Annotated in this window: 26 protein-coding genes; 18 read left to right on the forward strand and 8 right to left on the reverse strand. The window is 68.1% G+C overall.

The window, feature by feature from the left end; all coding sequences use genetic code 11:
- Positions 1 to 132: 132 nt before the first annotated feature.
- From NTY77_13310 to hpt, 7 genes are read right to left on the reverse strand one after another with little or no spacing between them, the layout of a single operon-like run.
- A complete protein-coding gene (locus NTY77_13310) occupies positions 133 to 597 on the reverse strand; it encodes a hypothetical protein (protein ID MCX5796465.1) in 465 nt (154 codons plus the stop codon).
- Positions 581 to 2446, reverse strand: a complete 1866-nt coding sequence (gene glmS / locus NTY77_13315) for a glutamine--fructose-6-phosphate transaminase (isomerizing) (protein ID MCX5796466.1) — start codon at positions 2444 to 2446, stop codon at positions 581 to 583. Before glmS ends, NTY77_13310 begins: the two co-directional genes overlap by 17 nt.
- Positions 2447 to 2450: 4 nt before the next feature.
- Positions 2451 to 3173: a pyridoxine 5'-phosphate synthase gene (locus tag NTY77_13320; protein ID MCX5796467.1), complete on the reverse strand. Its 723-nt coding sequence runs from the start codon at positions 3171 to 3173 to the stop codon at positions 2451 to 2453.
- Positions 3170 to 4540 carry a phosphoglucosamine mutase gene (glmM, locus tag NTY77_13325; protein ID MCX5796468.1) on the reverse strand — a complete coding sequence of 457 codons (1371 nt, stop codon included), beginning with the start codon at positions 4538 to 4540 and terminating at the stop codon, positions 3170 to 3172. Before glmM ends, NTY77_13320 begins: the two co-directional genes overlap by 4 nt.
- A gap of 2 nt (positions 4541 to 4542) precedes the next feature.
- On the reverse strand, positions 4543 to 5388 hold the full coding sequence (gene folP / locus NTY77_13330; protein MCX5796469.1) for a dihydropteroate synthase: 846 nt from the start codon (positions 5386 to 5388) through the stop codon (positions 4543 to 4545).
- 10 nt (positions 5389 to 5398) lie between these two features.
- Positions 5399 to 7204 carry an ATP-dependent zinc metalloprotease FtsH gene (ftsH, locus tag NTY77_13335; protein MCX5796470.1) on the reverse strand — a complete coding sequence of 602 codons (1806 nt, stop codon included), beginning with the start codon at positions 7202 to 7204 and terminating at the stop codon, positions 5399 to 5401.
- Entirely contained in the window at positions 7194 to 7742 is a 549-nt protein-coding gene (gene hpt / locus NTY77_13340) for a hypoxanthine phosphoribosyltransferase (GenBank protein MCX5796471.1), read from the reverse strand. The genes ftsH and hpt overlap by 11 nt, the downstream gene beginning before the upstream one ends.
- An 83-nt stretch (positions 7743 to 7825) precedes the next feature.
- On the opposite strand from hpt, the gene NTY77_13345 reads away from it, so the two are divergent.
- From NTY77_13345 to NTY77_13430, 18 genes are all read left to right on the forward strand, one after another.
- Positions 7826 to 9370 (forward strand): response regulator, encoded by a 1545-nt coding sequence (locus tag NTY77_13345; GenBank protein ID MCX5796472.1) that lies wholly within the window; start codon positions 7826 to 7828, stop codon positions 9368 to 9370.
- A gap of 1 nt (position 9371) precedes the next feature.
- On the forward strand, positions 9372 to 9938 hold the full coding sequence (locus NTY77_13350) for an O-acetyl-ADP-ribose deacetylase (GenBank protein ID MCX5796473.1): 567 nt from the start codon (positions 9372 to 9374) through the stop codon (positions 9936 to 9938).
- Positions 9935 to 10201 (forward strand): TMEM165/GDT1 family protein, encoded by a 267-nt coding sequence (locus tag NTY77_13355; GenBank protein MCX5796474.1) that lies wholly within the window; start codon positions 9935 to 9937, stop codon positions 10199 to 10201. Before NTY77_13350 ends, NTY77_13355 begins: the two co-directional genes overlap by 4 nt.
- Before the next feature lie 7 nt (positions 10202 to 10208).
- Positions 10209 to 11276 (forward strand): D-alanine--D-alanine ligase, encoded by a 1068-nt coding sequence (locus NTY77_13360; GenBank protein MCX5796475.1) that lies wholly within the window; start codon positions 10209 to 10211, stop codon positions 11274 to 11276.
- Between the two features lie 38 nt (positions 11277 to 11314).
- Positions 11315 to 11866, forward strand: a complete 552-nt coding sequence (locus NTY77_13365) for a sigma-70 family RNA polymerase sigma factor (GenBank protein MCX5796476.1) — start codon at positions 11315 to 11317, stop codon at positions 11864 to 11866.
- On the forward strand, positions 11863 to 12345 hold the full coding sequence (locus NTY77_13370; protein ID MCX5796477.1) for an anti-sigma factor: 483 nt from the start codon (positions 11863 to 11865) through the stop codon (positions 12343 to 12345). The genes NTY77_13365 and NTY77_13370 overlap by 4 nt, the downstream gene beginning before the upstream one ends.
- A 16-nt stretch (positions 12346 to 12361) precedes the next feature.
- Entirely contained in the window at positions 12362 to 13669 is a 1308-nt protein-coding gene (locus NTY77_13375; GenBank protein ID MCX5796478.1) for a hypothetical protein, read from the forward strand.
- An 88-nt stretch (positions 13670 to 13757) separates the two neighbouring features.
- A complete protein-coding gene (locus tag NTY77_13380; GenBank protein ID MCX5796479.1) occupies positions 13758 to 14531 on the forward strand; it encodes a TSUP family transporter in 774 nt (257 codons plus the stop codon).
- Between the two features lie 89 nt (positions 14532 to 14620).
- Positions 14621 to 16123 carry a glutamine synthetase family protein gene (locus NTY77_13385; GenBank protein MCX5796480.1) on the forward strand — a complete coding sequence of 501 codons (1503 nt, stop codon included), beginning with the start codon at positions 14621 to 14623 and terminating at the stop codon, positions 16121 to 16123.
- 118 nt (positions 16124 to 16241) lie between these two features.
- Positions 16242 to 16733 carry a translation initiation factor IF-3 gene (gene infC, locus NTY77_13390; protein MCX5796481.1) on the forward strand — a complete coding sequence of 164 codons (492 nt, stop codon included), beginning with the start codon at positions 16242 to 16244 and terminating at the stop codon, positions 16731 to 16733.
- Between the two features lie 9 nt (positions 16734 to 16742).
- Positions 16743 to 16940 carry a 50S ribosomal protein L35 gene (rpmI, locus tag NTY77_13395; protein MCX5796482.1) on the forward strand — a complete coding sequence of 66 codons (198 nt, stop codon included), beginning with the start codon at positions 16743 to 16745 and terminating at the stop codon, positions 16938 to 16940.
- 37 nt (positions 16941 to 16977) lie between these two features.
- Positions 16978 to 17325, forward strand: a complete 348-nt coding sequence (gene rplT / locus NTY77_13400) for a 50S ribosomal protein L20 (GenBank protein MCX5796483.1) — start codon at positions 16978 to 16980, stop codon at positions 17323 to 17325.
- Between the two features lie 87 nt (positions 17326 to 17412).
- Positions 17413 to 18405 (forward strand): phenylalanine--tRNA ligase subunit alpha, encoded by a 993-nt coding sequence (gene pheS / locus NTY77_13405; GenBank protein ID MCX5796484.1) that lies wholly within the window; start codon positions 17413 to 17415, stop codon positions 18403 to 18405.
- Complete coding sequence (gene pheT / locus NTY77_13410) at positions 18389 to 20788, forward strand: phenylalanine--tRNA ligase subunit beta (protein MCX5796485.1); 2400 nt, start codon at positions 18389 to 18391, stop codon at positions 20786 to 20788. The genes pheS and pheT overlap by 17 nt, the downstream gene beginning before the upstream one ends.
- A complete protein-coding gene (locus tag NTY77_13415; GenBank protein MCX5796486.1) occupies positions 20785 to 21024 on the forward strand; it encodes a hypothetical protein in 240 nt (79 codons plus the stop codon). Before pheT ends, NTY77_13415 begins: the two co-directional genes overlap by 4 nt.
- A gap of 2 nt (positions 21025 to 21026) precedes the next feature.
- Positions 21027 to 21335 (forward strand): cell division protein ZapA, encoded by a 309-nt coding sequence (locus NTY77_13420; GenBank protein MCX5796487.1) that lies wholly within the window; start codon positions 21027 to 21029, stop codon positions 21333 to 21335.
- 4 nt (positions 21336 to 21339) lie between these two features.
- The gene (locus NTY77_13425) at positions 21340 to 22641 is read left to right on the forward strand and encodes a replication-associated recombination protein A (protein ID MCX5796488.1); all 1302 of its coding nucleotides are present in this window, start codon (positions 21340 to 21342) and stop codon (positions 22639 to 22641) included.
- Positions 22638 to 23999 (forward strand): hypothetical protein, encoded by a 1362-nt coding sequence (locus NTY77_13430; GenBank protein ID MCX5796489.1) that lies wholly within the window; start codon positions 22638 to 22640, stop codon positions 23997 to 23999. Before NTY77_13425 ends, NTY77_13430 begins: the two co-directional genes overlap by 4 nt.
- Before the next feature lie 3 nt (positions 24000 to 24002).
- Here NTY77_13430 and NTY77_13435 read toward each other — a convergent pair whose 3' ends face one another.
- The gene (locus NTY77_13435) at positions 24003 to 24692 is read right to left on the reverse strand and encodes a hypothetical protein (GenBank protein ID MCX5796490.1); all 690 of its coding nucleotides are present in this window, start codon (positions 24690 to 24692) and stop codon (positions 24003 to 24005) included.
- Positions 24693 to 24736 lie beyond the last annotated feature (44 nt).

The following is a 24736-nucleotide window of genomic DNA, read 5'->3' on the forward strand; positions in this document are numbered from 1 at the left end:
AGGGTCCTTATGCTCGCGGCAGTAGGCGATCTCGTCCTTGGTGAACACCCGGGCCAGGAAACCCGGCGTGCGCCGGATCACCCGGCGGATACGATGCACCTCCACGATGTCGAGCCCGATCTCCATGAGGTGTCAGGGCAAGCCGATGAAGCGCAGCCGCACGCCCTGCAGGCCCGCGCCTTCGACGACGGCGAGCATCCTGGTGCAGTGGCCCTTGGGCCCCGTGCGCAGCACGGCCTCGTCGTTGGACCAGACCAACGGCTGCGAAGGTCGCCCTTCCAGGAAGGAGACGTTCGGATCCGGATGGTCCACGCACCAGACCACCGGCTTGCCCACGAAATCCTGCGGCTTGGCCGCGACCTGCTCATAAGTCAGATCGAGCCGGTACGCCAGCGCGGCTTGGGGCGAGAGGGACTTCTGCTCCTCGTGGCGGGCGCGGGCCAAGTCGAAGCGGCCGGCCAGCCAAACGAAAACAGGCTCCCATGGCAGCAGCGCGATCAGGATGCCCACGAGCACTCCCAGCACGAAGGACCGCGTCCCCACGTGCTGAGGCCGGGAGAAGTGCGACCAGGACGGCAGGTTACTCGACGGTGACACTCTTGGCCAGGTTCCTCGGCTGGTCCACGTCGCAGCCGCGCAGGTCCGCGATGTGGTAGGCGAAGAGCTGCAGGGGCACGACGTTGACGATCGGCGAGAGCAGCTCCGGCACCGGCGGCAGCTTGATCTGGTAGTCGGCCCCGGGCAGGGGCGGCGCGCCCTCCGTCACCAAGGCGATCACCTGCGCCCCACGGGCCTTGGCCTCCTGGCAGTTGGACGCCATCTTGTCGTAGGTCGCCGCGCGCGTGGCGATGGCCACGATGGAGACCTCCTCGTCGATGATGGCGATGGGGCCGTGCTTCATCTCGCCGGCCGCGTAGCCCTCCGCGTGCACGTAGGAGATCTCCTTGAGCTTGAGCGCACCTTCCAGGGCGATGGGGTAGTTGAGACCGCGGCCGATGAAGAGGAAATGCCCCTTCTTGTGGAACCGGCCCGCGATGTCCAGGATCTGAGGGTCGAGCTTGAGCACCGCGCGGATGTCCCCGGGCAGGCGAACCAGCTGGTCCACCAGCTCCCGCGCGTCCGTCTCGCTCATGGCGCCCCGGGCCAGGGCCGCGTGCATGGTGAAGACGGCCAGGGCCGACATCTGGCCGATGAAGGCCTTGGTCGAGGCCACGCCCAGCTCCGGGCCGCAGTGCGTGTAGAGGTTGTAATCGGCGGAGCGGGGGATGGCCGCGCCCAAGGTGTTGCAGATGGAGAGGACCTTGGCGCCCTTCTCCTTGGCGCTGCGCACCGCGGCCAAGGTGTCGGCGGTCTCGCCGGACTGGCTGATGGCGATGACCAGATCGTCCTTGCTCAATGTACTCCGACGGTAGCGGAACTCGGAGGCCGTCTCCGCGTGCGCCGGCACGCCGGTCAGTTCCTCCAGCCAGTACTTGGCGACCAGGGCCGCGTGGTAGGCGGTGCCGCAGGCGACCAAGTGGACCTGGCGCATGGACTTGAGCGCGGCGGCCGGTATGCCCGCCTCGCGCTGGAGCATGCCGTCGCGCAGGGGGAAGAAGCGGCCGCGCAGGGTGTCCTCGCACGCGGTGGGTTGCTCGTGGATCTCCTTGAGCATGAAGTGGCGGTAGCCGCCCTTCTCCGCCATGGTCCGGTCCCACTGGATCGTGACCGGGGCCTTCTCCAGCCGTTTGCCGGCCAGCGAGAAGAAGCGGCAGCCGTCGGCCTTGACCACGGCCATCTCCCCGTCCTCCAGGAATACCGCCTTGCGGGTGTGGGCCAGGAAAGCGGGGACGTCGGAGGCCAGGAAGTTCTCGCCCTCGCCCAGGCCGATGATGAGCGGCGAGGCGGTCTTGGCCGAGATGATGACCCCCGGAGCCTTGGCCCAGAGCACGGCCAGGGCGTAGGCTCCCTTCACCTCGCCCAGGGCCAAGCGCACGGCCTCGAAGAGCGCGGGTTCGGCGAAGCCCGGGGTCGCGCCCGGCCGGTGCAGGCCCTTGAGCTTCTCCTCGATGAGGTGGGCGACCACCTCGGTGTCGGTCTCCGAGGCGAACTTGTGGCCCGCCTTTTCGAGCCGCTCCTGGATCTCCACATAGTTCTCGATGATCCCGTTGTGGATGACCACCAGCTCGCCCGTGCAGTCGCAGTGGGGATGGGCGTTCTCTTCGGAGGGCTTGCCGTGCGTGGCCCAGCGCGTGTGGCCCAGCGCCACGGAGCCCGGCAGGGGGGCCTTCTTGAGGAGATTCTCCAGATTGACGAGCTTGCCGGCCGCGCGGCAGCGCGTGATCACCCCGCCCTCGGCCACGGCTATCCCGGCCGAGTCATAGCCGCGGTACTCGAGGCGCTTGAGGCCCTCCAGGATGAAGGGCGTGGCCTGCTTTCGCCCCGCGTAGCCGACGATGCCGCACATGAGCCTAGCTCAGAAGCAGCTTCATCTCCAGAACGGCGGTCTTAAGACCAACGAAAACCGAGCGGGCGATGATGGAGAAGCCGATGTTGAGCGCCCCCAGCCTCGGGATCCGGGCGATCGGGCGCACGTTGTGGTAGTCGAGGCCATGCCCCGCGTGCAGCACCAGACCCATCTCGTCGGCCAGATAACCGGCCAGCTCGAGCCGCTCCAGCTCGGCCGAGCGCCGGTGCTTGCCCTTGGCCTCGGCGTAGGCCGCGGTGCACAGCTCGACGGCGTCCGCGCCCAGGGACTTGGCCACGCGCACGCTGGCCGCCTCAGGGTCGATGAAGAGGCTGACCTCGATGCCGGCCTTCTTGAGCCTGGCGATGGCCTGGCCCACGGCCTTGGCCTGGGTCTTGAGGTTGAGGCCGCCCTGGGTCGTCACCTCGCGGGGGCCCTCCGGGACGATGCAGACCGAGTCCGGCTTGGCCCGCAAGGCGAGGGCGACGACCTCCGGGACGGCCGCCATCTCGAGGTGCGTCTCGCCCTTCAGCTCGCAGAGCTTGAAGAGGTCCGCGTCCTGGATGTGCCGGCGGTCCTGGCGCAGGTGGCAGACGATCAGGTCGGCTCCCGCCTGCCGGCAGACCTGGGCCGCGGCGACCGGGTCGGGATCCACGTCCCGGCGCGCCTGGCGCAGGGTGGCGATATGGTCGATGTTGACTCCGAGCTTCACAGCGTTGGTCTTCATAGGGTCGACTCCTGTTGGCCCGTCTCGTCGAGGTAAGCGTACGCCAACTGTCGGGCCATGATTGCGATGCGGGGGCGGCTGGGGCCCTCGATCATGATGCGCAGCAAGGGTTCCGTCCCGGAATATCTGAGGAAGACCCGCCCCTCGCCCTTGAGCGTCCGCTCGCAGCGGCCCACCAAAGCATTGAGGTGCGGCAGCCTATCCAGCGGCACCTTGCGCTCCACAGAGAGGTTCTTTATGAGCTGAGGCATGGGGCGGTAGAGCTTGCGGTAGGCGCTCAAGCGCCCGTCGGACTCGCGCAGGGCGGCCAGAGTCTGCAGGGCGGTCAGGATGCCGTCTCCGGTCGAGGCGAACGCGCGGAAGATGATGTGCCCCGAAGCCTCGCCGCCGAGACTCAGGTCCTCGGCCTCTATCGCCTCGGTCACGTTACGGTCCCCGACCGGGACCGACTCCACGGAGATGCCGCGGCGCTCCAAGAACCGGACCAGCCCGAAATTGGACATGACCGTGAGCACGACCTTGGAGCCGCGCAGCAGCCCCAGGCGGTGCAGGCGCAAGGCGGAAAGGCAGACGAGGTTGTCGCCGTCGAGGAGATGGCCCTTCTCATCGGCGAAGATGGCGCGGTCCGCGTCGCCGTCGAAGCAGATCCCGCAGTCGGCGCGCAGGCGCCGGACCGCGGCCTGCATGCGCTGCGGATACAGCGCCCCGCAGCCCAAGTTGATGTTGCGGCCGTCCGGGCCGCAGCCCAAAGTCAGGACTCGCGCTCCCAGACCAGCGAAGAGCGGCGGCGCGATGCGGGTGGCCGCCCCGTTGGCGCAATCCAGCACGACGCGCAGGCCCGAGAGGTCCTCCGTCGCGGGGAAGGTGCTGCGCAGGAAGTCCTCGTAGCGCCGCACGAGGGCCCGCCCGTCCTCGGCCCGGACGCCGCGCCGCCGTGGACGGGCCCGACCCTCGGGCGAGAGGCCCGCCTCGACCTCTTCCTCTAGCGCCGGGGACATCTTGTAGCCGTCGCTGGTGAAGAACTTGATGCCGTTGAACTTGGCCGGGTTGTGGCTGGCGGAGACCACGGCTCCGCAGAGGGCTCCCGTGCGGGGAGTCAGGTAGGCGACCGCGGGCGTGGGAACCACTCCCAGATCCAAAGACCGGCAGCCGGCCGCGGCGAAGCCCTCCACCAGCCAGCGGCCCAGGGCCGGGCCCGAGCCGCGCGTGTCCCGGCCCATGAGCACTATGGGCCGCGCCCCGTTGCGCGAGCCCCGCGCCAGGAGCAGCCGCGCCGCGGTCTCCGCGATCTCGGCCACCGTGCCTTCGTCCAGGGGATAACGGCCCGGGATGCCCCGCACGCCGTCGGTCCCGAAGAGATGGGGCATGTCTAGACCGCCCCCAGGATGGCGTCGAGAGCGGCCAGGGCCCGCCTGGTGGCCCGCACATCGTGCACGCGCAGGACCCTCACCCCCTGCAAGGCGGCCCAGCAGGCGGCGGCCAGCGACCCTTCCAGCCGGTCCTGGGGGCCGGAATCCGCGGTCACCCGCCCCAGGAAGGACTTGCGCGAGACGCCTAAGACCAGGGGGCCGAGCCCCGATAGCTCCCGCAGATGCTTGAGCAAAGAGAGATTGTGGTCAAGATCCTTGCCGAAGCCGATGCCCGGATCGAACAGGACCCGCGCCGGGTCGCCGCCCACCAGACGGAAGGCCTCGCGCCGCTCGGCCAGAAAAGCCTTGACCTCGCCCACCACGTCGCCGTACTGCGGAGCGTCCTGCATGGTCCTGGGCGAGTCCCCGCCGCGGTGCATGAGGATGACGGCCGGCGCGGCCTTCGCCGCCTCGGCCATGGCCGGGTCGCCGCGCAAGGCGGAGACGTCGTTGAGGATCATGGCCCCCGCGGCCAAGCACTCGCGCGCCACACGCGCCTTGTCCGTATCGATGGACAGCGGCGCCGTCACCCGGCCGGCCAGGGACTCGAAGACCGGGACGGTGCGCGCCAGCTCCTCCTCGACCGCGACGGGGTCCGAGCCCGGCCGCGTGGACTGTCCGCCGATATCCACCAGGTCGGCTCCGGCCTCGACTTGGCGCAGGACCTCGTCGGCCGCCACCCCGGTCTTGAAGCGGCTGCCGGCATAGAAGGAATCCGGCGTCACGTTCACGATGCCCATGACCAAGGGGCTGCGGCTAGGCCGCTTAAGGAGCGCCCAAAAATCCTGTTCCGATGTCTTCGGCATCGGAACTCGCTTAAGCGGCGGCGCCTTGGAACAGGACATCGATCTCATCTCCGGAAAGGAACTCCACCTCTATGAGCCTGGCGGCCAGGACATCAAGCTTCTTGCGGTTCGCCGTCAGCAACTCCCGGGCCTTGGAGTGGGCCTCCATCACGATGCGCTTGACCTCGGAGTCGACGAGCTCGGCCGTGCTCTCCGAATAGCCGGCGCCCTGGGAGATATCGCGGCCCAGGAAGATCTCGCGGTCCGGCTCCTTAAGCGAGAGCGGGCCGACCTTGTCGCTCATGCCGAACTCCGTGACCATCCGGATGGCGTAGGCCGAGGCCTTGGACAGATCGTCGGCCGCGCCCGTGGTCATCTCGGAGAAGGCCAGCTCCTCGGCGCAGCGGCCGCCCAGGAGCACGGCCAGGCGGTTGAGGATGTCGCTGCGGGAGGTCAAGTGCTTGTCCTCCTTGGGCAGCTGCAGGGTGTAGCCCAAGGCGTGGCCGCGGGAGACGATGGAGACCTTGTGCACCGGGTCGGTGGCGGGCAGGAGCTTGGCGACCACCGCGTGGCCGGACTCATGGTAGGCCACGATCTTCTTCTCGGCGTCGGACATGATGCGCGACTTGCGCTGGGGGCCGGCCACCACGCGCTCGATGGACTCCTCGAGGTCGGCGAGCTCGACGCCGGTCTTGTTCTTGCGCGCGGCCAGCAGGGCCGACTCGTTGATCACGTTGGCCAGGTCCGCGCCGGAGAAGCCGGGCGTGCGCCGCGCGATGACCGAGAGGTCCGCGTCCGGGCCCATCTTGATCTTGCGCGCGTGCACCTTGAGGATCTCCTCGCGGCCCTTGAGGTGCGGCAGGGGGATGGCGATCTGCCGGTCGAAGCGGCCGGGCCGCAGCAGGGCCGGGTCGATGACGTCCGGCCGGTTGGTGGCCGCGATGAGCACGACGCCCTGGTTCTGCTCGAAGCCGTCGAGCTCGATGAGCAGCTGGTTCAAGGTCTGCTCGCGCTCGTCGTGCCCGCCCCCGATGCCGGCGAAGCGGTGGCGGCCGACCGCGTCGAGCTCGTCGACGAAGATCACGGCCGGGGCGGCCTTCTTGGCCTGGTCGAAGAGGTCGCGCACGCGGGAAGCGCCCACGCCCACGAACATCTCCACGAACTCCGAGGCCGAGGCCGAGAAGAAGGGCACGCCGGCCTCGCCGGCCACGGCCCGCGCCAGAAGGGTCTTGCCGGTCCCCGGCGCGCCGAAGAGCAGCACGCCGCGGGGCATCTTGCCGCCGAGCTTCTCGAACTTCTCCGGGCTCTTGAGGAACTCCACGATCTCCTGGAGCTCCTCCTTGGACTCGTCGCAGCCGGCCACGTCCGCGAAGGTGGTCTCCTTCTTCTTGTCGTCTATGCGCCGGGCCTTGCTGCGGCCGAAGGAGAGGGCCTGCTTGCCCCCCACCTGGACCTGGCGGATGACGAAGAACCACCAGAGCGCGAACAGCAGCAGGATCCAGCCGACGTTGACCAGCAGGCCCGTCAGCCAGCTGCGGTCCGGCTCGCCCTGAAAGATCTGGACCTTGTTGGTCTCCAGGTCCTCGACCAGCTTGGTGTCGGGCATGGGCAGGGTCCGGAAGTGCTCGGCCTGCCCGTTCTCCGCCTTGAAATCCCCGCGGATGAGGTCGGGCCGCACCTTGACGTCCGTCACCAGGCCCTGGCGGAGCTTGGCCTTGAAGACGGAGTAGGGGATCTCCGTCTCGGTCTGAGGGCCTTTGAGGTTCTGGAAGAGGGCGATGAGCAGGACGAAAGCCAGGACCCATATCATGAGCTGCTTGATGTTCTTATTTTCCACTCTTGAGCACCCCGACATAAGGCAGGTTGCGGTACTTCTCGTTGTAATCGAGACCGTAGCCGATCACGAACTCGTTGGCGATGGGGAAGCCCACGTACTTGGCCGTCACGGCGATCTTGCGGCAGTCCGGCTTGTCCAGGAGAGTGCAGACCTCCAAGGACCGCGGGCCGCGGTTCTTGAGGCTGTCGAGCAGGTAGTGCAGAGTCAGGCCCGAATCCATGATGTCCTCGACGATGATGAGGTCCTTGCCCGCGGCGCTCTCGCGCAGGTCCAGGAGCATGCGCACCTCTCCGGTCGAACCCCGCCCGGAGTAGGACGAGACGCTGAGGAAGTCCACGGAGCAGTCCAAGGTGATGGAGCGCAGCAGGTCGCCCAGGAATACGACCGAGCCCTTGAGTATGCCGAGCAAGGTCGGATGGCGGCCCGCATAGTCGCGGGATATCTCCGCCCCCAGCTCGCGCACGCGCTTGCGCAGGGCGGCCGGGTCGATAAGGACCTTCTCCACGTCCGGATGAATGGGACTGGGTCTGTCCGTCATTATAGAGGATTGGCCCCTGGAAGCAGGGGGCATTTAGAATAACTTTATTGCACCGTCGAATCAAGGGTGGTAGAATACAGGCCATGAACCTGAAAGTGGAATCCCTCGCGGTCCTCATCGTGGACCGCGACGAGCGAGACCGCGCCGAGCTCCAGGGCCGTCTCCAGGCCGCCCCCGGCTGGTCCTTGACCATCGGCCAGGCCGCAGACTTCGCGGCCGCCACGACGGCCTTGAAGGAACGCAGTTATGATCTGGTCTTCCTGGCCCGGCGCCTGCCGGAAGGAGAATGTCTGCCTCTGCTGGACCGGGTCCGCCAGCTCCATCCCAAGTCCGCGGTCATCGTCACCAGCGCCGAGCCCGACACGGCCTGGGCGGTGTCGGCCATGAAGAAAGGCGCCTTGGACTGCCTGGTCCGGGGGGACCTGCCCCGCACCGATTTCGGCCCCATCCTGAGCCGCCTCGTGGAGACCCGCAACCTGGTCAACCAGAACATGGAATTGCGCCAGGTCAACCAGATGAAGAACGAATTCATCGCCAACGTCTCCCACGAGCTGCGCGCGCCGCTGACCGTGATCCTCGGCTACGCGCACAGCCTTCAGGACGGGACATTGGGGGACCTCACGGCCGAGCAGAGGAAAGCCGCGGAGTCCATCGCCGCGCGCTCCCGAGAGCTGCTCGCCACCCTCAACCAGATCCTGCGCGCGCGAGAGACCTTGGAGGGACGCCAGCTCGCGACCCTCAAGCCCACGGACTTGCGCGAGCTCTGGCGGGACTGCGCCCAGAGAGCCGCCAAGGACCTGGAGCGCAAGGAGCTGCGCCTGGAGTTGGCCCTGCCCCAGAGCCCCGTCTGGGTCATGGCCGACGCCGCCGCCTTCGTTGAAGTCTGCGCCAATCTCTTCTCCAACGCGATCAAATTCAGCCCCAAGGGCGGCCTCATCCGGCTGGCCGTGGGCGCCTCCGAGGGCCGCGCCTGGATGATGCTGGAGGACCAGGGGCCCGGCATCCCCCCGGAGCTCCTGCCGCACATCTTCGAAGATTTCGCCACCGCCGCCACGCGCGGGCCAACCAGGCGCCGGACCGGTCTGGGCTTGGGATTGGCCATCTCCCGGCAGACCGTGGAGCTGCACGGAGGCAGCATCTGGCTGGAGTCCCCGCAGCCCGGCCAGGGCTGCACCGCCCATGTGGATCTGCCGCTGACCCAGCCCGAGGCCCCGGAAACCGTGGTGGCCCAGGCCGCGCCCGTGGAGAAGAAGCGGGTGCTCATCGTGGAAGACAATCCCGACATCATCGAGATCATCAAGCTCTTCGTCGCCGCCATCAGCGACAACCTGGAGCTGGCCATGGCCAACTCGGGCTTCGAGGCCCTGGAGAGCATCCAGAACCAGGTCCCGCACCTCATCATCTTGGACATCATGATGCCGGGCATGAGCGGGCTGGAGCTCCTGGACAGGCTGCGCCGGGTCCCGGAGTCCAGCCGCATCCCGGTGCTGGTCCTGACCGGCTACGTCGACGCCGCGCAGCGGGCCCGCGACGCTGGGGCTCAAGAGGTCCTCGTCAAGCCGTTCGACCGCAAGGTCTTCGTCGCCAAGGTCCTGGAGTTGCTTCAGAAGGCCGATACCGCACACTAGGATGCCCGCCGAGCTCGCCGTAGGAGCGGCCCGCATCCGGCTCATGCCCGGGGACATCACCAAAGTCCCGGCGGACGCCGTGGTCAACGCTGCGAACTCGCGCTTGGCGGGCGGCGGGGGCGTGGACGGCGCCATCCACTGCGCGGGCGGGCCGTCCATCATGGCGGAACTCGACCGCGTCCGCCCCCGGGGAGGCTGCCCCGCGGGCAGCGCGGTCGCGACCGGCGCCGGGGCCCTGGCCGCCAAGTGGGTCATCCACGCCGTGGGCCCGGTCTGGCGCGGCGGAGGCGGCAAGGAGGCGGATCTGCTGGCCAGCGCCTACCGGACCAGCCTCGCGCTGGCCGCCGAACGCGGCGCTAGGACCGTCGCCTTCCCCTCCATATCGACCGGGGTCTACGGCTATCCGGTGGACCAAGCCGCGGCCGTGGCCCTGCGCGCAGTGGCCGATTTCCTGGCGGCAGGAGCCGGCTCTATCGGGGAAGCGGTGTTCGTGCTCTTCGACCCCGGCACTTATTCCGCCTATGCGGCCGCGCTCGACGGCCTGGCCAAGGATCTGAACCGAAGATGATGAAAGTGCTGTGGGAAGCCTTCGCGGCCGTGTTCGTGGCCGAATTCGGGGACAAGACCCAACTGGTCGCGGTCACCATGACGGCATCGACCAAGAAGCCCTGGGCGGTGTTCCTGGGCGCGAGCCTGGCCATGACCGCGGTGACCGCCATCGGGGTGCTCTTCGGCCAGGTCGCGGCGCGCTTCGTGCCGCCGGAGACGATGCACCGCATCGCGGCCACGGCCTTCATCGCCATCGGCGTGTGGATGTGGGTCAAACCCTGAGGAGGTCATCTTGAAAAGACTCCGCGTCCTGGTCCTTTGCGGCGGGCAGTCCGCCGAGCACTCGGTCTCTTTGGTCTCCGCGCGCACGGTCCTTTCCAACATCGATCCCCGCCGCTATGAAGCCAAGCTGGTCTACATCGACCGCAAAGGCGGCTGGCGGCGCTCCCGGCGCGGACTCCTCACCGACCACGTGGGCGCCAGCGAAGATGCCCTGCTGGCCGGCTCCCGGCCGGCCGCGCCGTTCGAGGTCCTCGCCGCCGCGGACGCGGTCTTCCCGGTCCTGCACGGCCCTCTGGGCGAGGACGGCACCATGCAGGGGCTCCTGGAGGTCGCCGGCGTCCCGTACGTGGGCTGCGGAGTCCTGGGCTCGTCCGTGGGCATGGACAAGGAGGTCTCCAAGCGCCTCTGCATGCATGCCGGCCTGCCGATCCTGCCTTACGCCGTGGCCCGCCATCCGGAGCACGCGGCGGCTCTGGCCAAGCGCCTGGGCTGGCCGATCTTCGTCAAGCCCGCGCGCATGGGCTCTTCCGTGGGGGTGGTCAAGGTCACGAAAAGGGCGGAGCTCGCGGCCGCCCTGCGCGAAGCCTTCCGCTATGACGACAAGGTGGTCATGGAGCAAGGCGTGCCGGCCCGGGAGATCGAGTGCGCCGTCCTGGGGGACCCCTGGGCCAGGCCGGGCGAACCCTTGGAGCTCAAGGCCTCCATCTGCGGCGAGATAGCGCCCAACGCCCAATTCTACACCTATGAAGCCAAGTACCTCGACCCGGATGGGGCCAAACTCAAGGTCCCGGCGCCGATTCCGACCCCGACCGCCCGAAGGGTCCGCGAACTCGCGCTCAAGGCCTTCCGGGTCCTGGACGGCTACGGCATGGCCCGGGCCGACTTCCTCATGGACCGCCGCAACGGCGAGATCTGGTTCAACGAGGTCAACACCATCCCGGGCTTCACCTCCATCAGCATGTACCCCCGGCTCTGGAAGGAGTCGGGGGTCGACACCCCGGAGCTGGTCCATCGGCTCATCCAGCTCGCCCTGCGCCGCGCCCGCGCGCGCGCGCGGCTCAAAACGGCCCCGTGACCCCGCGAACCTTTCGCCCTTTCGCCCGTAATAAAGGGGTGGGCGGTTCCGGGGATTTCTCGGAATTGATCCGGCGGTGCGGGGAGAAGGCCTATAACTTCGCGTTCCGCCTCTCGGGCAACGAGCAGGATGCCCGGGACCTGGTCTCGGCGGCCTTCGTGCGCGCCTGGGAGCATTTCGGCTCCTATGACGCGGACAAGCCTTTCGAGAGCTGGCTCTACAAGATCCTGCACAACATTTACCTCGACGAGGTCCGGCTCTACGCGCACAGCCACACCGTGTCGCTGGACGCGCCGGCGCCCCGCGAGGACACGTCCTGGGACGAGCTTCTGCCGGGGCAGGACCCCGAGCTCGACTCGGGGCTGCTGCGCCGAGAGGAAGACGAGATGGCACAGAAGGCCTTGAACTCGCTGCCGCCGCACTACCGCGCCGCGGTGGCGCTCTGCGACATGGAAGGGCTCTCTTACGAGGCTATCAGCGAGATCATGTCCTGCCCGGTGGGCACCGTGCGCTCGCGCGTGCACCAGGGGCGGGAACTGGTGCGCAAGGCTTTCGCGCAACTCCAGAAGACGAAGGTGGAACACTCATGAAAATACACGGCGAAGGCGAACTGATCTCGGCGTATCTCGACGGGGAGCTCTGCGGGGAAGAGGCGGAGGCGGTCCAGTCGCACATAGCCTCCTGCCCCTCCTGCCGCGAAGAGCACGCCTCCCTGCGCGCGGCCAAGTCTCTGCTGGCCCGGGCCCCCCGGCGGGCCATGCCCCCGGAACTGGTGGCCCAGATCGAGGGCCGCCTGGCGCGGCCTCTGTGGCGGCAGGTCCTCGACCGCCTCCTGCCCCCCATGCCGGTGCTGGTCCCGGCCGGCGCCTGCGCGGCCGCGGCCCTGCTCGCCGTGGTCTGGTTCGGCGCGCGCCGGGCCGCCCCCGACCAATCCATCCCGCTGGAGCCCCTGCTCGCCGCCCACTCCCGCTACACGGCCGAGGCTTTGGTCCCGCCCACCGAGCTGGTGGCGGCCAACTATTCCGCCCAGCTCAACGCCTATTATGGGGATTCGCCAGACCAGGAGTAGCCTGACTGTCCTGCTCTTGACGCTCCTGGCGGCCCCTGCAGGGGCCGGCGTCCCCGTGCCGCCGGATTCCCAATACCTGCTCGACGCTGCCTTGAGCGCCCCGGACCGGCCCTACCACGGCCACCTAACGGTGACCGAGTGGTCCGGCCGGCAGACCCGCGCCGAAGAGGTGGAGGTCTACTACAGCCCGACCAACCGCTACCGCTGGGAGTTCCTGGCCCCGGACGGCAGCGCCTCGCGCGTGGCGGTCAGCGACGGCTCCAACGAGACGACCTTGCTGGTGCGCCCGGGCAAGACCGTGCCGGGCGAGGCGATGCGCAGCGCGACCAAGCTCATGATGCCGGAGCGGGAGAAGGGGCTCCTGCTCAGGAACTACCATCTCTCCGTGACCGGCCCCGACCTGGTGGCGGGCCGCAAGGCCTGGGTGCTGGACCTGCGGCCCATGGTCGCGGGCAAGCCGCATCAGCTGCTCTGGATCGACACCGAGACGCAGATCATCCTCTCCATCAGGAGATATCTGCCCAAGAAGCAGTTCGCGGCCTGGTCCCGCTTCACCCATTTCGACCTCAAGACGCCCCTGCCCGAATCGCTCTTCGCGCTGCAGATGGACTCGACGACTCCGGTCACCGAGGACATGACCCCGGATTTCCTGTCCATCGACGAGCTGGAGAAAGCGACCGGCCGGGAGACGGAGCTGCCCGACGAGCTGCCCGGCGGCTTCGCCTTCGAGAGCGCGGACTACTTCGACGTGGGCAAGGACAGCGTCCGGCACCTGCGCTTCACGGACGGGCTGGCCGTGCTCTCGGTCTTCCTGACCGACAAGCCGGTGCGCCTGCCGGCCGGCGGCTCGATGCGGCTTTCCTCGCAGCTCTCGCCGCCGGGGTCTTTGCGGCTCTCCAGCACGGGCAAGGTCTTCGCTTTCCAGCGCGGCAAGCAGTACTACACCTTGATGAGCGACGTGTCGCGGGACCTGCTCGAGCGCATCGCCGAGAAGGTGGCCCCGCCCAAGAAAGCGGCCAAGAAAACGAAGCCCATCGCCGCGGCGGTGGCGCCGCAGACGCCGGAAGGGCGCATCCGCTGGACCAAGATGGCGGGCAGCGTGGACTCGGTGGAGCTCTCCGCCAGCCGCCTGTTGGTGAAGAGCAAGGCCAAAGGCGCCAAAGGCCGCGAATTCACGGTGACCGACGCGACCGAGATCCTGCGCGACAAGAAATCGGCCAAGCTCTCCGACGTCAAGCCCGGCGACAAGGTCAAGCTCCTGCGCTACAACAGCGCCACCCAGGAGATCAAGAAGATCGAGCTGGCATCCGCCTCGTCCCGCTAGGCGGTTCGAATCCTAGTCCCGCAGGAGAAAATCGAGATTGCCGCGAATTGCGGCAACCTCCCTCCCCGGGAAGCTATAATCTCTCCTGATGCTCGCCGACTTCACAGTGACCCAACTGCTCGTCCTCGCCACTTTGGTCTTCTTCGCCGGCGTGGTGGACGCCCTGGCCGGCGGCGGCGGCCTCATCACCTTGCCCGCCTACCTAGCAGCAGGGCTGGACCCAGCCCTGCTGCTGGGAACCAACAAGCTCTCTTCCTCTTTAGGGACCATCGCCTCAGCCGGCCGTTACCTCCACCGCCTGCGCTTGCCCCTCAAGCCCTTCGCCCCCCTGCTCTTCTGCGCCGCGCTCGGCTCCGCGCTCGGAGCCGGGCTCGCCCTCTGCCTCAAAGCCGCATTCATCCGTTACCTTCTGCTAGCCGCTCTCCCGCTGGTCGCCATCGCCGTGCTCACCCGCCATGAGTTCGGCCAGTCAGACCGCAGCGCTGAACTCAAGCCGAAGACCCTAAGGAACCGCTCCTGCGCCATCTCCGCCGCGGTCGGCGCCTACGACGGCTTCTTCGGCCCCGGCACCGGGACCTTCTTCGCCTTGGCCTTGGCGCGCTGGTGCCGCCACGACCTTCTAGGCGCCACCGGCCGCGCCAAGCTCCTCAACCTCACCACTAATTTCGCGGCTTTGGCCGTCTTCCTCATCTCCGGCCGCCTGCACATCGCGCTCGGCCTGGCCATGGCCGCGGCCAGCGCGGCCGGCCACTGGCTCGGAGCGCACCTCGGCCTGCGCCACAGCGGACGGATCATCCGCCCCGCCGTCGCCCTCGTCTGCGCCGGCCTCTTCCTAAAAATCCTGCGCGACACCCTGCATTAAGAGGGTCAGGTCTTGACATTGGACACATCCGGACGGGAGACGCGTATGTCAAATGTCAAGACCTGACCCCAATGCTATAATAGCCGACCATGAAATCGACCACCGCAGCCCTCTCTCCCAACCCCGTCGCGGCTTTCTTGGACAAGGCCCCCGCCGATATCACCAAGAAGGACCTTGTCCGGTACATATCGGAGAAAGGCATCCGCATGGTCAAGTTCCGCTACGTGGGCGGAGACGGGCGCCTCAAGACCCTCGACTTCGTCATCTCCGGCCCCCAGCACCTCGACCGCCTGCTCTCCACCGGCGAGCGGGTGGACGGCTCCAGCCTCTTCACCTACATCGACTCATCCTCCAGCGACCTCTACGTCGTGCCCCGCTACCGCACCGCCTTCCTCGACCCCTTCGCCGAGATCCCCACCTTGGACATCCTCTGCGCCTTCTACACCAGCACCGGCTCGCGCCTGCCCAGCTCCCCGGAGAACGTCGTGCGCCGGGCCCAGGAAGCCCTGCAGGAGCGCACGGGCTTCACCTTGGAGGCCATGGGCGAGCTCGAGTACTACATCCTCTCCGAGCGCCAGCCCTACTACCCCATCACCGCCCAGAAGGGCTACCACGAGTCCGCGCCTTTCTCCAAGTGGGAGAAGCTGCGCACCGACGCCATGGCCGCCATCGCCCAGGCCGGCGGCGCCATCAAGTACGGCCACTCCGAGGTCGGCCACATCCGGGGCGAGGACCAGGAGATGGCCCAGCACGAGATCGAGTTCCTCCCCGTTCCCATCGCCGACGCGGCTGACCAGATCGTCATCGCCAAGTGGATCCTCAGCGTGCTTGGGCACAAGCACGGGGTGCGGGTCAGCTTCGCCCCCAAGATCTCCGTGGGCCACGCGGGCAGCGGCCTGCACGTCCATTCGCGGCTGATGCAGGACGGCCGCAACGTCATGGTGTCCAAGGGCGCGCTGAGCGAGCCGGCGCGCAAGCTCATCGCCGGCTACCTGTCCTTGGCCCCGTCGCTGACCGCCTTCGGCAACACCGTGCCCACCGCCTACCTGCGCCTGGTCCCCCACCAGGAGGCGCCCACCAACATCTGCTGGGGCGAGCGCAACCGCTCCACCTTGGTCCGGGTGCCCCTGGGCTGGCTGCACTCCTCGGACATGGTCAAGGACGCCAACCCCCGCGAGAAGGCCAACCCGGAGGCCGGGTCCCAGAGCCAGACCGTGGAGTTTCGCGCCCCGGACGGCTCCGCTCAGATCCACCTGCTCATGGCCGGGCTGGCCGTGGCCGCCCGGCACGGCCTGGGCATGCGCGACGCCCTGGCTGTGGCCCGGCGGCTCCACGTGGACGGCAACGTCTTCTCCGCCGAGAACAAGGCCCTGCAGGCCAAGCTGCCGCAGCTGCCCGCCTCCTGCGCCGAGTCGGCCGAGTGCCTCCTGCACGACCGCGCGGTCTACGAGGCGGACGGCGTCTTTTCCCCCGTGGTCATCGACGGCATGGCCCGCCGGCTGCAGGCCTTCAACGACCGTGACCTCAGCGAGCGGCTCTTCGGCAAGGAAGAGGAGATCAAGAAGATCGTCGACGAGTTCCTCTATTGTTGACGGGGCGGGCCAAAAGTTGATACATTAACCATCTCGCGGGACGAGTTCCGACGGGGAGTGCCGAAAGAGGGAGAGCGATACCACTATAATCTACAAGACTGCCAAGGATACGACGCGGATCAACAATCGGATCACGTCCAGCCAAGTCCGCGTCATAGACGTGGATGGGACGCAAGTCGGCATCAAGCCTCTCTCTGAAGCACTGGCCCTGGCGCGTCAGCGGGGCAAGGACCTCATCGAGATCGCTCCGCAGGCGAGTCCGCCGGTCTGCAAGATCCTCGACTACCCGAAGTACCGTTACGAGCAGGAGAAGAAGGTCCGGGAGTCGCGGCGCAAGCAGAAGGCGGGGATGCTCAAGGAAGTGCGCTTCAAGCCGCACATCGGAGCGCACGACCTGGACACGAAGCTCAAGCACATAACCGAGTTCATCACGGCGCACGACAAAGTGAGGCTCACCGTCGTGTTCCGCGGCCGGGAGATGCAGCACCGAGACCTAGGGATGAAGCTGCTGGCAATGATCCAAGAGCGCCTCAACGCCATCGCGTCGGTGGAGCAGGCGCCCATGCCGGACCGCAACCGGCTGGTCATGACCCTCATCCCCAAGCACTAAGGACCAACTATGCCTAAAATGAAATCGCACAGCGGCGCCAAGAAGCGCTTCTTCAGGACCGGCACCGGCAAGTTCAAGCACGCCCGCGCCGGCCGGCGGCACCTGCTCTCGCCCAGGTCGGGAGAGCAGAAGCAGTTCACGCGCACCAAGAGCTTCCTCAACAAGACCGAGGAGAAGATCATGGCGCGCTACCTCCCCTACGCCTGAGAGGGGCGGGGCTCTACTTTAGGACGGGAGTCAAACCATGCGAATAAAATCCGGCGTCACCACCCGACATCACAAGAAGAAGAAGTTCCGCCTAGCCAAAGGCTTCTATTCCGACAAGAGCCGCAAGTGGCGGCAGGTGAAGCAGGCGGTCGAGAGGTCCCTGGCCGCCGCCTATGTCGGCCGCAAGGACAAGAAGGGCGACTTCCGCTCCCTCTGGATCGAGCGCATCAACGCCGCCTGCCGCGAGCACGGCCTGAGCTACTCCCGGTTCATGGCGGGCCTCAAGAAGGCCAACATCACCCTCAACCGCAAGATGCTCTCGGAGATGGCGATCCGGGACGGCTCCTCCTTCAAGAAGCTGGTCGCCCTGTCCCAAGGCGCCTGAGTCCGGGGGCACGCCGTGTCCCCGGTGACGCGCGCCGACCTGGAGGCCGCTTACGCCCGCCTCTCTGGCCCTCTCTTCCGAGACCCCATCGCCTCGGCCAAGACCGCTGAGGAGCTCGAGGCGGTCCGGGTCGAAGCCCTGGGCCGCAAGAGCGGGCTGACCGAGCTCCTCAAAGGGCTCAAGGACCTCTCCCTCGAAGAGAAGCGCGAGTTCGCACCCAAGATCCAGGCCCTCAAGGCCGAGCTGGAGACCCTGGTCTCCCGACGCCGCGCCGAGCTGGAGGCCCTGGCGGACGAGGCGTCCTTGCAGAGCCTCGACCTGGACCTCTCCCTTCCGGCCCTGGCGCCGACGCGGGGCCGCCTGCACCCCCTGACCCAGACCCTCCAGGAGATGGCCTCCATCTTCAGCCTCATGGGCTACTCCTGGGCCGAGGGGCCCTTGGTCGAGGATGAGCGCCACAACTTCGAGGCCCTCAACATCCCGGAGCACCACGCCGCGCGGGACCTGCAGGACACCTTCTACCTCCAGGACGTGCCGCTGCTGCTGCGCACCCACACCTCGCCGGTGCAGATCCGCACCATGGAAAACGTGCGGCCGCCCCTGCGGGTCATCTGCCCCGGGCGCGTGTTCCGCCACGAGGCCATCGACGCCACCCACTCCGCGGTCTTCCACCAGGTCGAAGGCCTGGCCGTGGACCAGGGCATAACCTTGGCGGACCTCAAGGGGACCCTGCAGACCTTCCTACAGAGGCTCTTCGGCCCCAAGACCAAGACGCGCTTCCTGCCCTCGTACTATCCCTTCACCGAGCCCTCGGCGGACGTCTACGCCTCGTGCATCTTCTGCTCCGGCTCGGGCTGCCCCATCTGCAAGCACTCCGGCTGGATCGAGATCATGGGCGCGGGCATGGTCCACCCGAACGTATTCAAGGCCGTGGACTACGACCCCGAGACCTGGTCCGGCTTCGCCTTCGGCATCGGAGTGGACCGCGTGGCCATGCTGCGCCTGGGCGTGCCGGACCTGCGCCTCTTCTACGAGAACGACCTGCGCTTCCTGCGCCAATTCGATGAAAATCTCGTATAGCTGGCTCAAGGAGTTCCTGCCCCTGGACCTGCCGGCCCAGGACCTGGCCGCGCGCCTGCCCCTGCTGGGCTTCGAGGTCGCCTCGGTGGAGACCCGGGGCCCCGCCTTCACCGGCGTGGTCGTCGGCGCCGTGCTCTCCAAGGATAAGCACCCCAATGCGGACCGGCTCTCCCTCTGCGTCGTGGAGGTCGGCGACGAGAAGTACTCCGTGGTCTGCGGGGCTCCGAACGTGGCCGCAGGGCAGAAGATCGCCCTGGCCCGCGTCGGCGCGGTCCTGCCCGGCGGCTTCAAGATCGAGCGCTCCAAGATCCGCGGCGTCGAGTCGCAGGGCATGATCTGCTCGCGCAAAGAGCTGGGCCTGGGCGAGGAAGCCGCCGGCATCTGGGTGCTCGAGCCATCCGCGCAGATCGGCAGCGACGTGGCCGCCGGCCTGGGCGAGACCGACTCCATCCTGGAGCTCGAGATCACCCCCAACCGGGCGGACTGTCTCTCGCACCTGGGCTTGGCCCGCGAGCTCTCCGCTTACCTGCGCATCCCGTTGCGGCCGCGGCCGGCCCCGGCCCTGCCGGCGGGGTCTCTGCCCTGCCTGGACGTGCGCGTCGAGGCCCCCGCGGCATGCCCCCGCTACGTGGGCCGCAGCTTCGAAGGGCTCGCCATCGGCGCCAGCCCCGGCTGGCTGGCCGCCAAGCTCGAGGCCGTGGGCCTGCGCCCGATCAACGCCCTGGTGGACATCACCAACTACCTGCTCATGGATGTGGGCCAGCCCATGCACGCCTTCGACGCGGACAAGCTGGAAGGCTCCATCCGCGTGCGCTTCGCCGAGGCCGGCGAGACGATCACGGCCCTCGACGAGAAGCAGTACTCCCTGACGGAGCGCTGCCTGGTCATCGCGGACGGCAAGAAACCCGTGGCCATCGCGGGGGTGATGGGCGGGCTCCACACCGGGGTGACGGAAAAGACCAAGCGCGCGTTCCTGGAGAGCGCCTATTTCGACCCGCCGACCGTGCGCCGGACCTCCCAGGCCCTGCGCCTGAAGTCCGACTCCTCGCACCGCTTCGAGCGCGGCACCGACCCGGAGGCGGCCGGGACCGCCTCCCTGCGCGCCACGGAGCTAATCCTCAAGCTCTGCGGCCGAGGCGCCCAGGTCTCCGAGCCCCTCGACCGCCGGGCCGCGGCCGCCGCCCCGGCCCCCATCACGGTCACCAGCGCCCGCATCAACTCCATCCTCGGCTCCGCCTTCGCGGCCGGCTCGGTGGAGTCGGCACTCAAGTCCATCTCGGCCGCCTTCGAGCAGCAGGGCGATGTCATCCGCTTCACCGCGCCCTCCTACCGGCACGACCTGGCCACGGTCTGGGACCTGGCCGAGGAGGTCGCCCGGCTGGCCGGCTACGACGAGATCCCCTACCGCCTCCCGGCCGCGGCGCTGGAGCCCTCGCTGAGCTTGCCCGCCCAGAGCGCGGCCGACCGCGCCCGCCGGCGCCTGGCCGCCTTGGGCCTCTGCGAGGCCTACAACTACGACTTCATATCGGACAAGTTCGCGGCCCAGGCCCGGCTCAAGACCCCGCTGCTGCGGGTGAAGAACCCGCTCTCCGAGGAGTACGCCAACCTCAGGCCCACGCTCCTGGTCGGGCTGCTCGGCAACGCGCGCCGCAACCTCAACAGCGGGGCCGAAGAGGTCAGGCTCTTCGAGCTGGGCAAGGCCTATGTCCCCTCGGGCAAAGGCGCGGCGGAGACGGCCCAGGCCGCGGGCCTGCTGCTGGGACCCGCGGCGCGGCATTGGACCGCTCCGCGCGGCCGCAGGCTCGACTTCTACGACGCCAAGGGCGTGGTCGAGGAACTCCTGGCCGGCCTGCCCGCCCTGGACTGGCTGCCGCTCTCCGACCCGGACGCGGGCCGGGCTCCTGCGGATTCGCTCTTCCACCCTCGCGCCAGCCTGCGCCTGCGCCACCCCACGGGGGCTCTGGGCACCGTGGGCCTGCTGCATCCCGTCGTGGCCCGAGCCTGGGACCTGGAGCGCGAGCAGGCGGCGCTCTTCGAGCTCGACCTCGACCTCATCGCCCGGCTGGAAGGGTCCATGACGAAGTTCGCCGCCTTCAGCGTCTTCCCGGGCTCGAGCCGGGACCTGTCCTTCCTGGTCGCGTCCTCGGTCCGCTTCGGAGAGGTCCTGGCCGCGGTGCGCTCAGCCGGCGCCGCCGGGCTGCGCGCGGTGGAGCTCGTGGACAAGTTCACCGGCCAGGGAGTGCCCGAGGGCCGGCAGAGCCTGACCGTGCGCCTGAGCTTCGGCCTCGCGGACCGCACCCTCAAGGACGCAGAGGTGTCCGCGGCCGTGGAACGCATCCTGGCCGGACTGCAGGGCAAGCTTGGCGCGGTCCTGCGGTCATGATTCAGGAGCAGCAGTCCAGGCTCAAACACCTCGAAAAGGTCGTCGACACGACCTCGAAGGCCCTCCTGGCCCTCTCCGCCCGGAACAAGAAGCTCGCCGAATCCAACGCCAAGCTGGAAGCCGAGAATCGCCAGCTGCACAGCGATCTGCGCCAAGCCCGCGCGGTCTTAGCCCGGCACGACAAGGTGAAAGGCCGACTCGATCGCCTCGCTTTGAAGCTGGAGAAATTCGCATGAGCATGAACGAGAAGATTCCGGTCATCATCGCGGGGCTGCATCTCGAGGTCGAAGTCGAAGGCCTCCTGCAGATGGAGGTCAGCAGCATCGCCAACCTGGTCAACGACAAGCTCGAGGAGGTCAAGGCCCTCTATCCGAATGTCGTCGACACCCGGAGGCTCGCGGTCTACACCGCTCTCTACGTCGCCATAGACCTCTACAAACTGCAGCAGGCAGAATCCACCAACCGCAAGGCCACGGAAAACACGCTCGACCATATCGACAAGACCCTGCAGCAGACCCTCAAGGCGGCGGGCGTCGAGGCCGAATAGCCTCGTGGCCGACGAACTCTTCACCTCCCGAGGCGCGGACCAGCCTTTGGCCGCGCGCCTGGCTCCCAAGACGCTCGACGAGTTCTCCGGCCAGGAGCATCTCCTAGGCCCGGGCAAGATGCTGCGCCGCCTCATCGAGGCCGACCGTTTCGCCTCGGCCCTGTTCTTCGGCCCCCCCGGCTCGGGCAAGACCGCTTTGGCCCGCTTCATCGCGGCGCGCTCGCAGGCCGAGGTGGTGGAGCTCAACGCGGTCGCGGCTGGCGTGGCCGACCTTAAGAAGGTCCTGGAGCAAGCCAAGTACTCATCCTCCCACCTGGGCCGCCGCACCTTGGTCCTCATCGATGAGATACACCACTTCAACCGCACCCAGCAGGATGTGCTCCTGCCTTCGGTGGAGCGCGGGGACATCCTGCTCATCGGCCTGACCACGGAGAACCCCTCCTTCTACGTCAACGCGGCGCTGCTCTCGCGCTTCACGGCCTTCGAGTTCCAGCCCCTGGCCGAGGCTCACCTCAAGGCCATCCTCCAGCGCGCCCTGTCGGACGAGGACCGCGGTTTGGCCAGGCTCAAACTCAAGCTCGCGGCGCAGGCCGAGGCGCATCTGACCCGCATGTCCGGAGGCGACGCGCGCAAGCTTCTGAACGCCCTGGAACTGGCCGCGCTCTCCACCGCCCCCGGCCACGACGGGGTGCGGCACATCACCTTGGAGGTCGCCGAGGAGTCCATCCAGCGCAAGTCGATCCGCTACGACAAGAGGTCCGACGACCACTACGACCACATCTCGGCCTTCATCAAGTCCATGCGCGGCTCGGACCCGGACGCGGCCGTCTACTGGATGGCCAAGATGCTGGCCGCCGGAGAGGACCCCCGCTTCATCGCGCGCCGCATCCTCATCTGCGCCTCGGAGGACGTGGGCAACGCGGATTTCCGCGCGGTCCTGGTGGCTTCCGCCGCCTTCCACGCGGCCGAGGTGCTGGGTATGCCCGAGGCGCGCATCCCCTTGGCGCAGGCCGCGATCTATGTGGCGGCAGCGCCCAAGTCCAACGCGGCCTACTTGGCCATAGACGCGGCCATGGCCGAGGCCCAGAACGGCCCTTCCCGGGAGGTGCCCCTCCACCTGCGCGACGCCAGCCTCGACGCAAAGACGCGCGGGCACGGCCAGGGCTACAAGTACCCGCACGATTTCCCGGGCCACTACACGCCGCAGGAGTACATGCCCGAGCCCAGGCGCTTCTACGAGCCCACGGAGCTCGGCGACGAGAAGCGCATCAAGGAGTTCCTCAAGGCCCTGCGCAGGGGCTCGTGAACCGCGGAGGACTCGCCTCCGCGGTGGGCCGGAGGCTGGCTCAGCAAGCGGACCTGCTCCTCTGCCTGGCGCTCTTCGCTTTCTCCCTCCATGTCCACTGGCCCGGCTTCATCACCATAGACTCCATCACCCAGCTGGCCCAGGCGCAGAGCGGCGTCTACGGCGACTGGCATCCGGCCCTGATGCGCTGCGTCTGGCACTGGCTCAACAAGATCCATTTCGGACCAGCCGGGATGCTGGTCCTGCACAATCTGCTCTTCTTCGGGGGCCTGGCCTGCCTGGCGCGCGCCAGCCGTTTCGGCCGCTTCGGCCGGGCGGCTCTGGTCCTCGGCTTCACGGCGGTGCCCTCGGTGTTCACCCAACTCGGGGTCGTCTGGAAAGACGTCGGGCTCTCCACCTCCTATTTCCTGGGGGCTTCCTGGCTGGTCCTGGCCCGCTCGCGTCGCTGGCCGCTCTGGCCGGCCCTGCTCCCGCTCTTCTATGGGACCGCGGTGCGCCACAACTCGCTGCCCGCCCTGCTCCCCCTGGCCCTGCTCTTCGTGGACGCGACGCGGCCGGCGCTGCGCTCCTTCTGGAAGAAAGCCGCGGCCGGGCTCGCCTTGAGCCTGGGCCTCTGGATGCTGGCCTTGGGCCTCAACCGCTGGCTGGCATCGGGTCACCGCGAGCATATGGGAGCGCAGCTGGCGTTCTTCGACCTGGCCGGGATCTCCCTCTGTGCCCAGAAGCCGCTCTATCCGCCGGTCCTCTATAGAGAAGAAGTCACTTTGGAGAAGATCCGGGACCGCTACCATCCCGGCGACTGGAGGCCCGCCCTGCTCTTCGCGCCGCGCGCCGACCTGCCGGGCTTCGACCGAGCCGTCTCAGCCTACTGGCTGGGCCAGGTCTTTAGGCATCCCGCCTGCTACCTGGGCCACCGCCTCTCCGCCTTCAAATACACCCTCAACCTCGACGGCGGCCCCCCGACCATCCCCATCTGCTGCCGCGTGTTCCCCAACCCCTGGGGGATCGAGAAGGCGCGCGGCGCCGCCTTTTCGGCGGTCTACGGAGAGCTCTGGAGCATCCGCAACAGCCTCTGGTTCCACGTCTTCCCCTACTATGCGGCCTGCGGTCTGGCCCTCGTCCTGGCCCTGCTGTGGAAGGACCTCGTGCTGGGCTGTCTCTCCGCCAGCGGCTTCCTCTACGTGCTGAGCTACGCGGTCGCCGGCTTCGGCGGCGTGGACTTCCGCTACTCCTATTGGGCCGTCATCGCCGCGCTCTCCTGCGCGGCCTGGCTGCTGCCGGGCTCGCCCGGACCGGCCGCCCAGAGGCTCGCTGCCCTGGCCCGGCAGCGACTCCAGGCCATGCGCCGGGGCGCCTAGCGCTCAGCCGTGTGACGATCGGTTGCGGAACGCGCAGAGCGTCGTCTTGGTCTCGTCCAGGAAGTTCCTGAGGTCCGCGGGGGCCACGCGCCGGCCCTCCCGACAGACCGCCAGCCACTCGCCCTGGCCCTCCACCCGCCAGCCCGAGTGGAGCGCGAAGTGGTTGAGGACCGCGGCGTCGAAGAGTCGGCGCACGGCCGCTTCCTCCTTGCCCCTCAGCAGGTACTTGCCGGAGAACTCCGGGCTCGCGTCGAAATCGATGTCCTGATAGCCGAAGAGGCCTCCCACCTTATGGAGGATGTTCTCCGGGCGCAGTTCGAAAGCGGGCAGGCCCAGGCCCGGGACGTGGAAGCCGGCCACGGTCTGCCGGTAGGTGTGCCGGCTCTTGCCGTTGCCCGTGACATAGCTGAAGTCGAACAAGGCCAGCGCGGCTTCGGCGTCCAGCTTGCCGCGCAGCACGTTGGAGAACTGGCGGCTGTGTCCGATGCAGAAGCATGGGAAATCGGAGAACTGCTCGCGGGCCAGTCCCGGGTCGCCGGCCTGGTACTCCAAGCCCAGGCGCAAAGCGGCCTCCGCGAAAGCCTCCCGGCGCTTCTTCTCGGAGAAATACTGCAGGGCGGCCGCGCCGCCGATGAGCAAGATGACGCCGCCCATGATGACCGCGGGCAGGACCTCGGGAGTCAGGATCAGCATGGGCCGACATCATATCTAAATTGATACGATGAGTTCATGCCGGA

Source organism: Elusimicrobiota bacterium (genome assembly GCA_026388095.1).
Classification (GTDB): domain Bacteria; phylum Elusimicrobiota; class Elusimicrobia; order UBA1565; family UBA9628; genus UBA9628.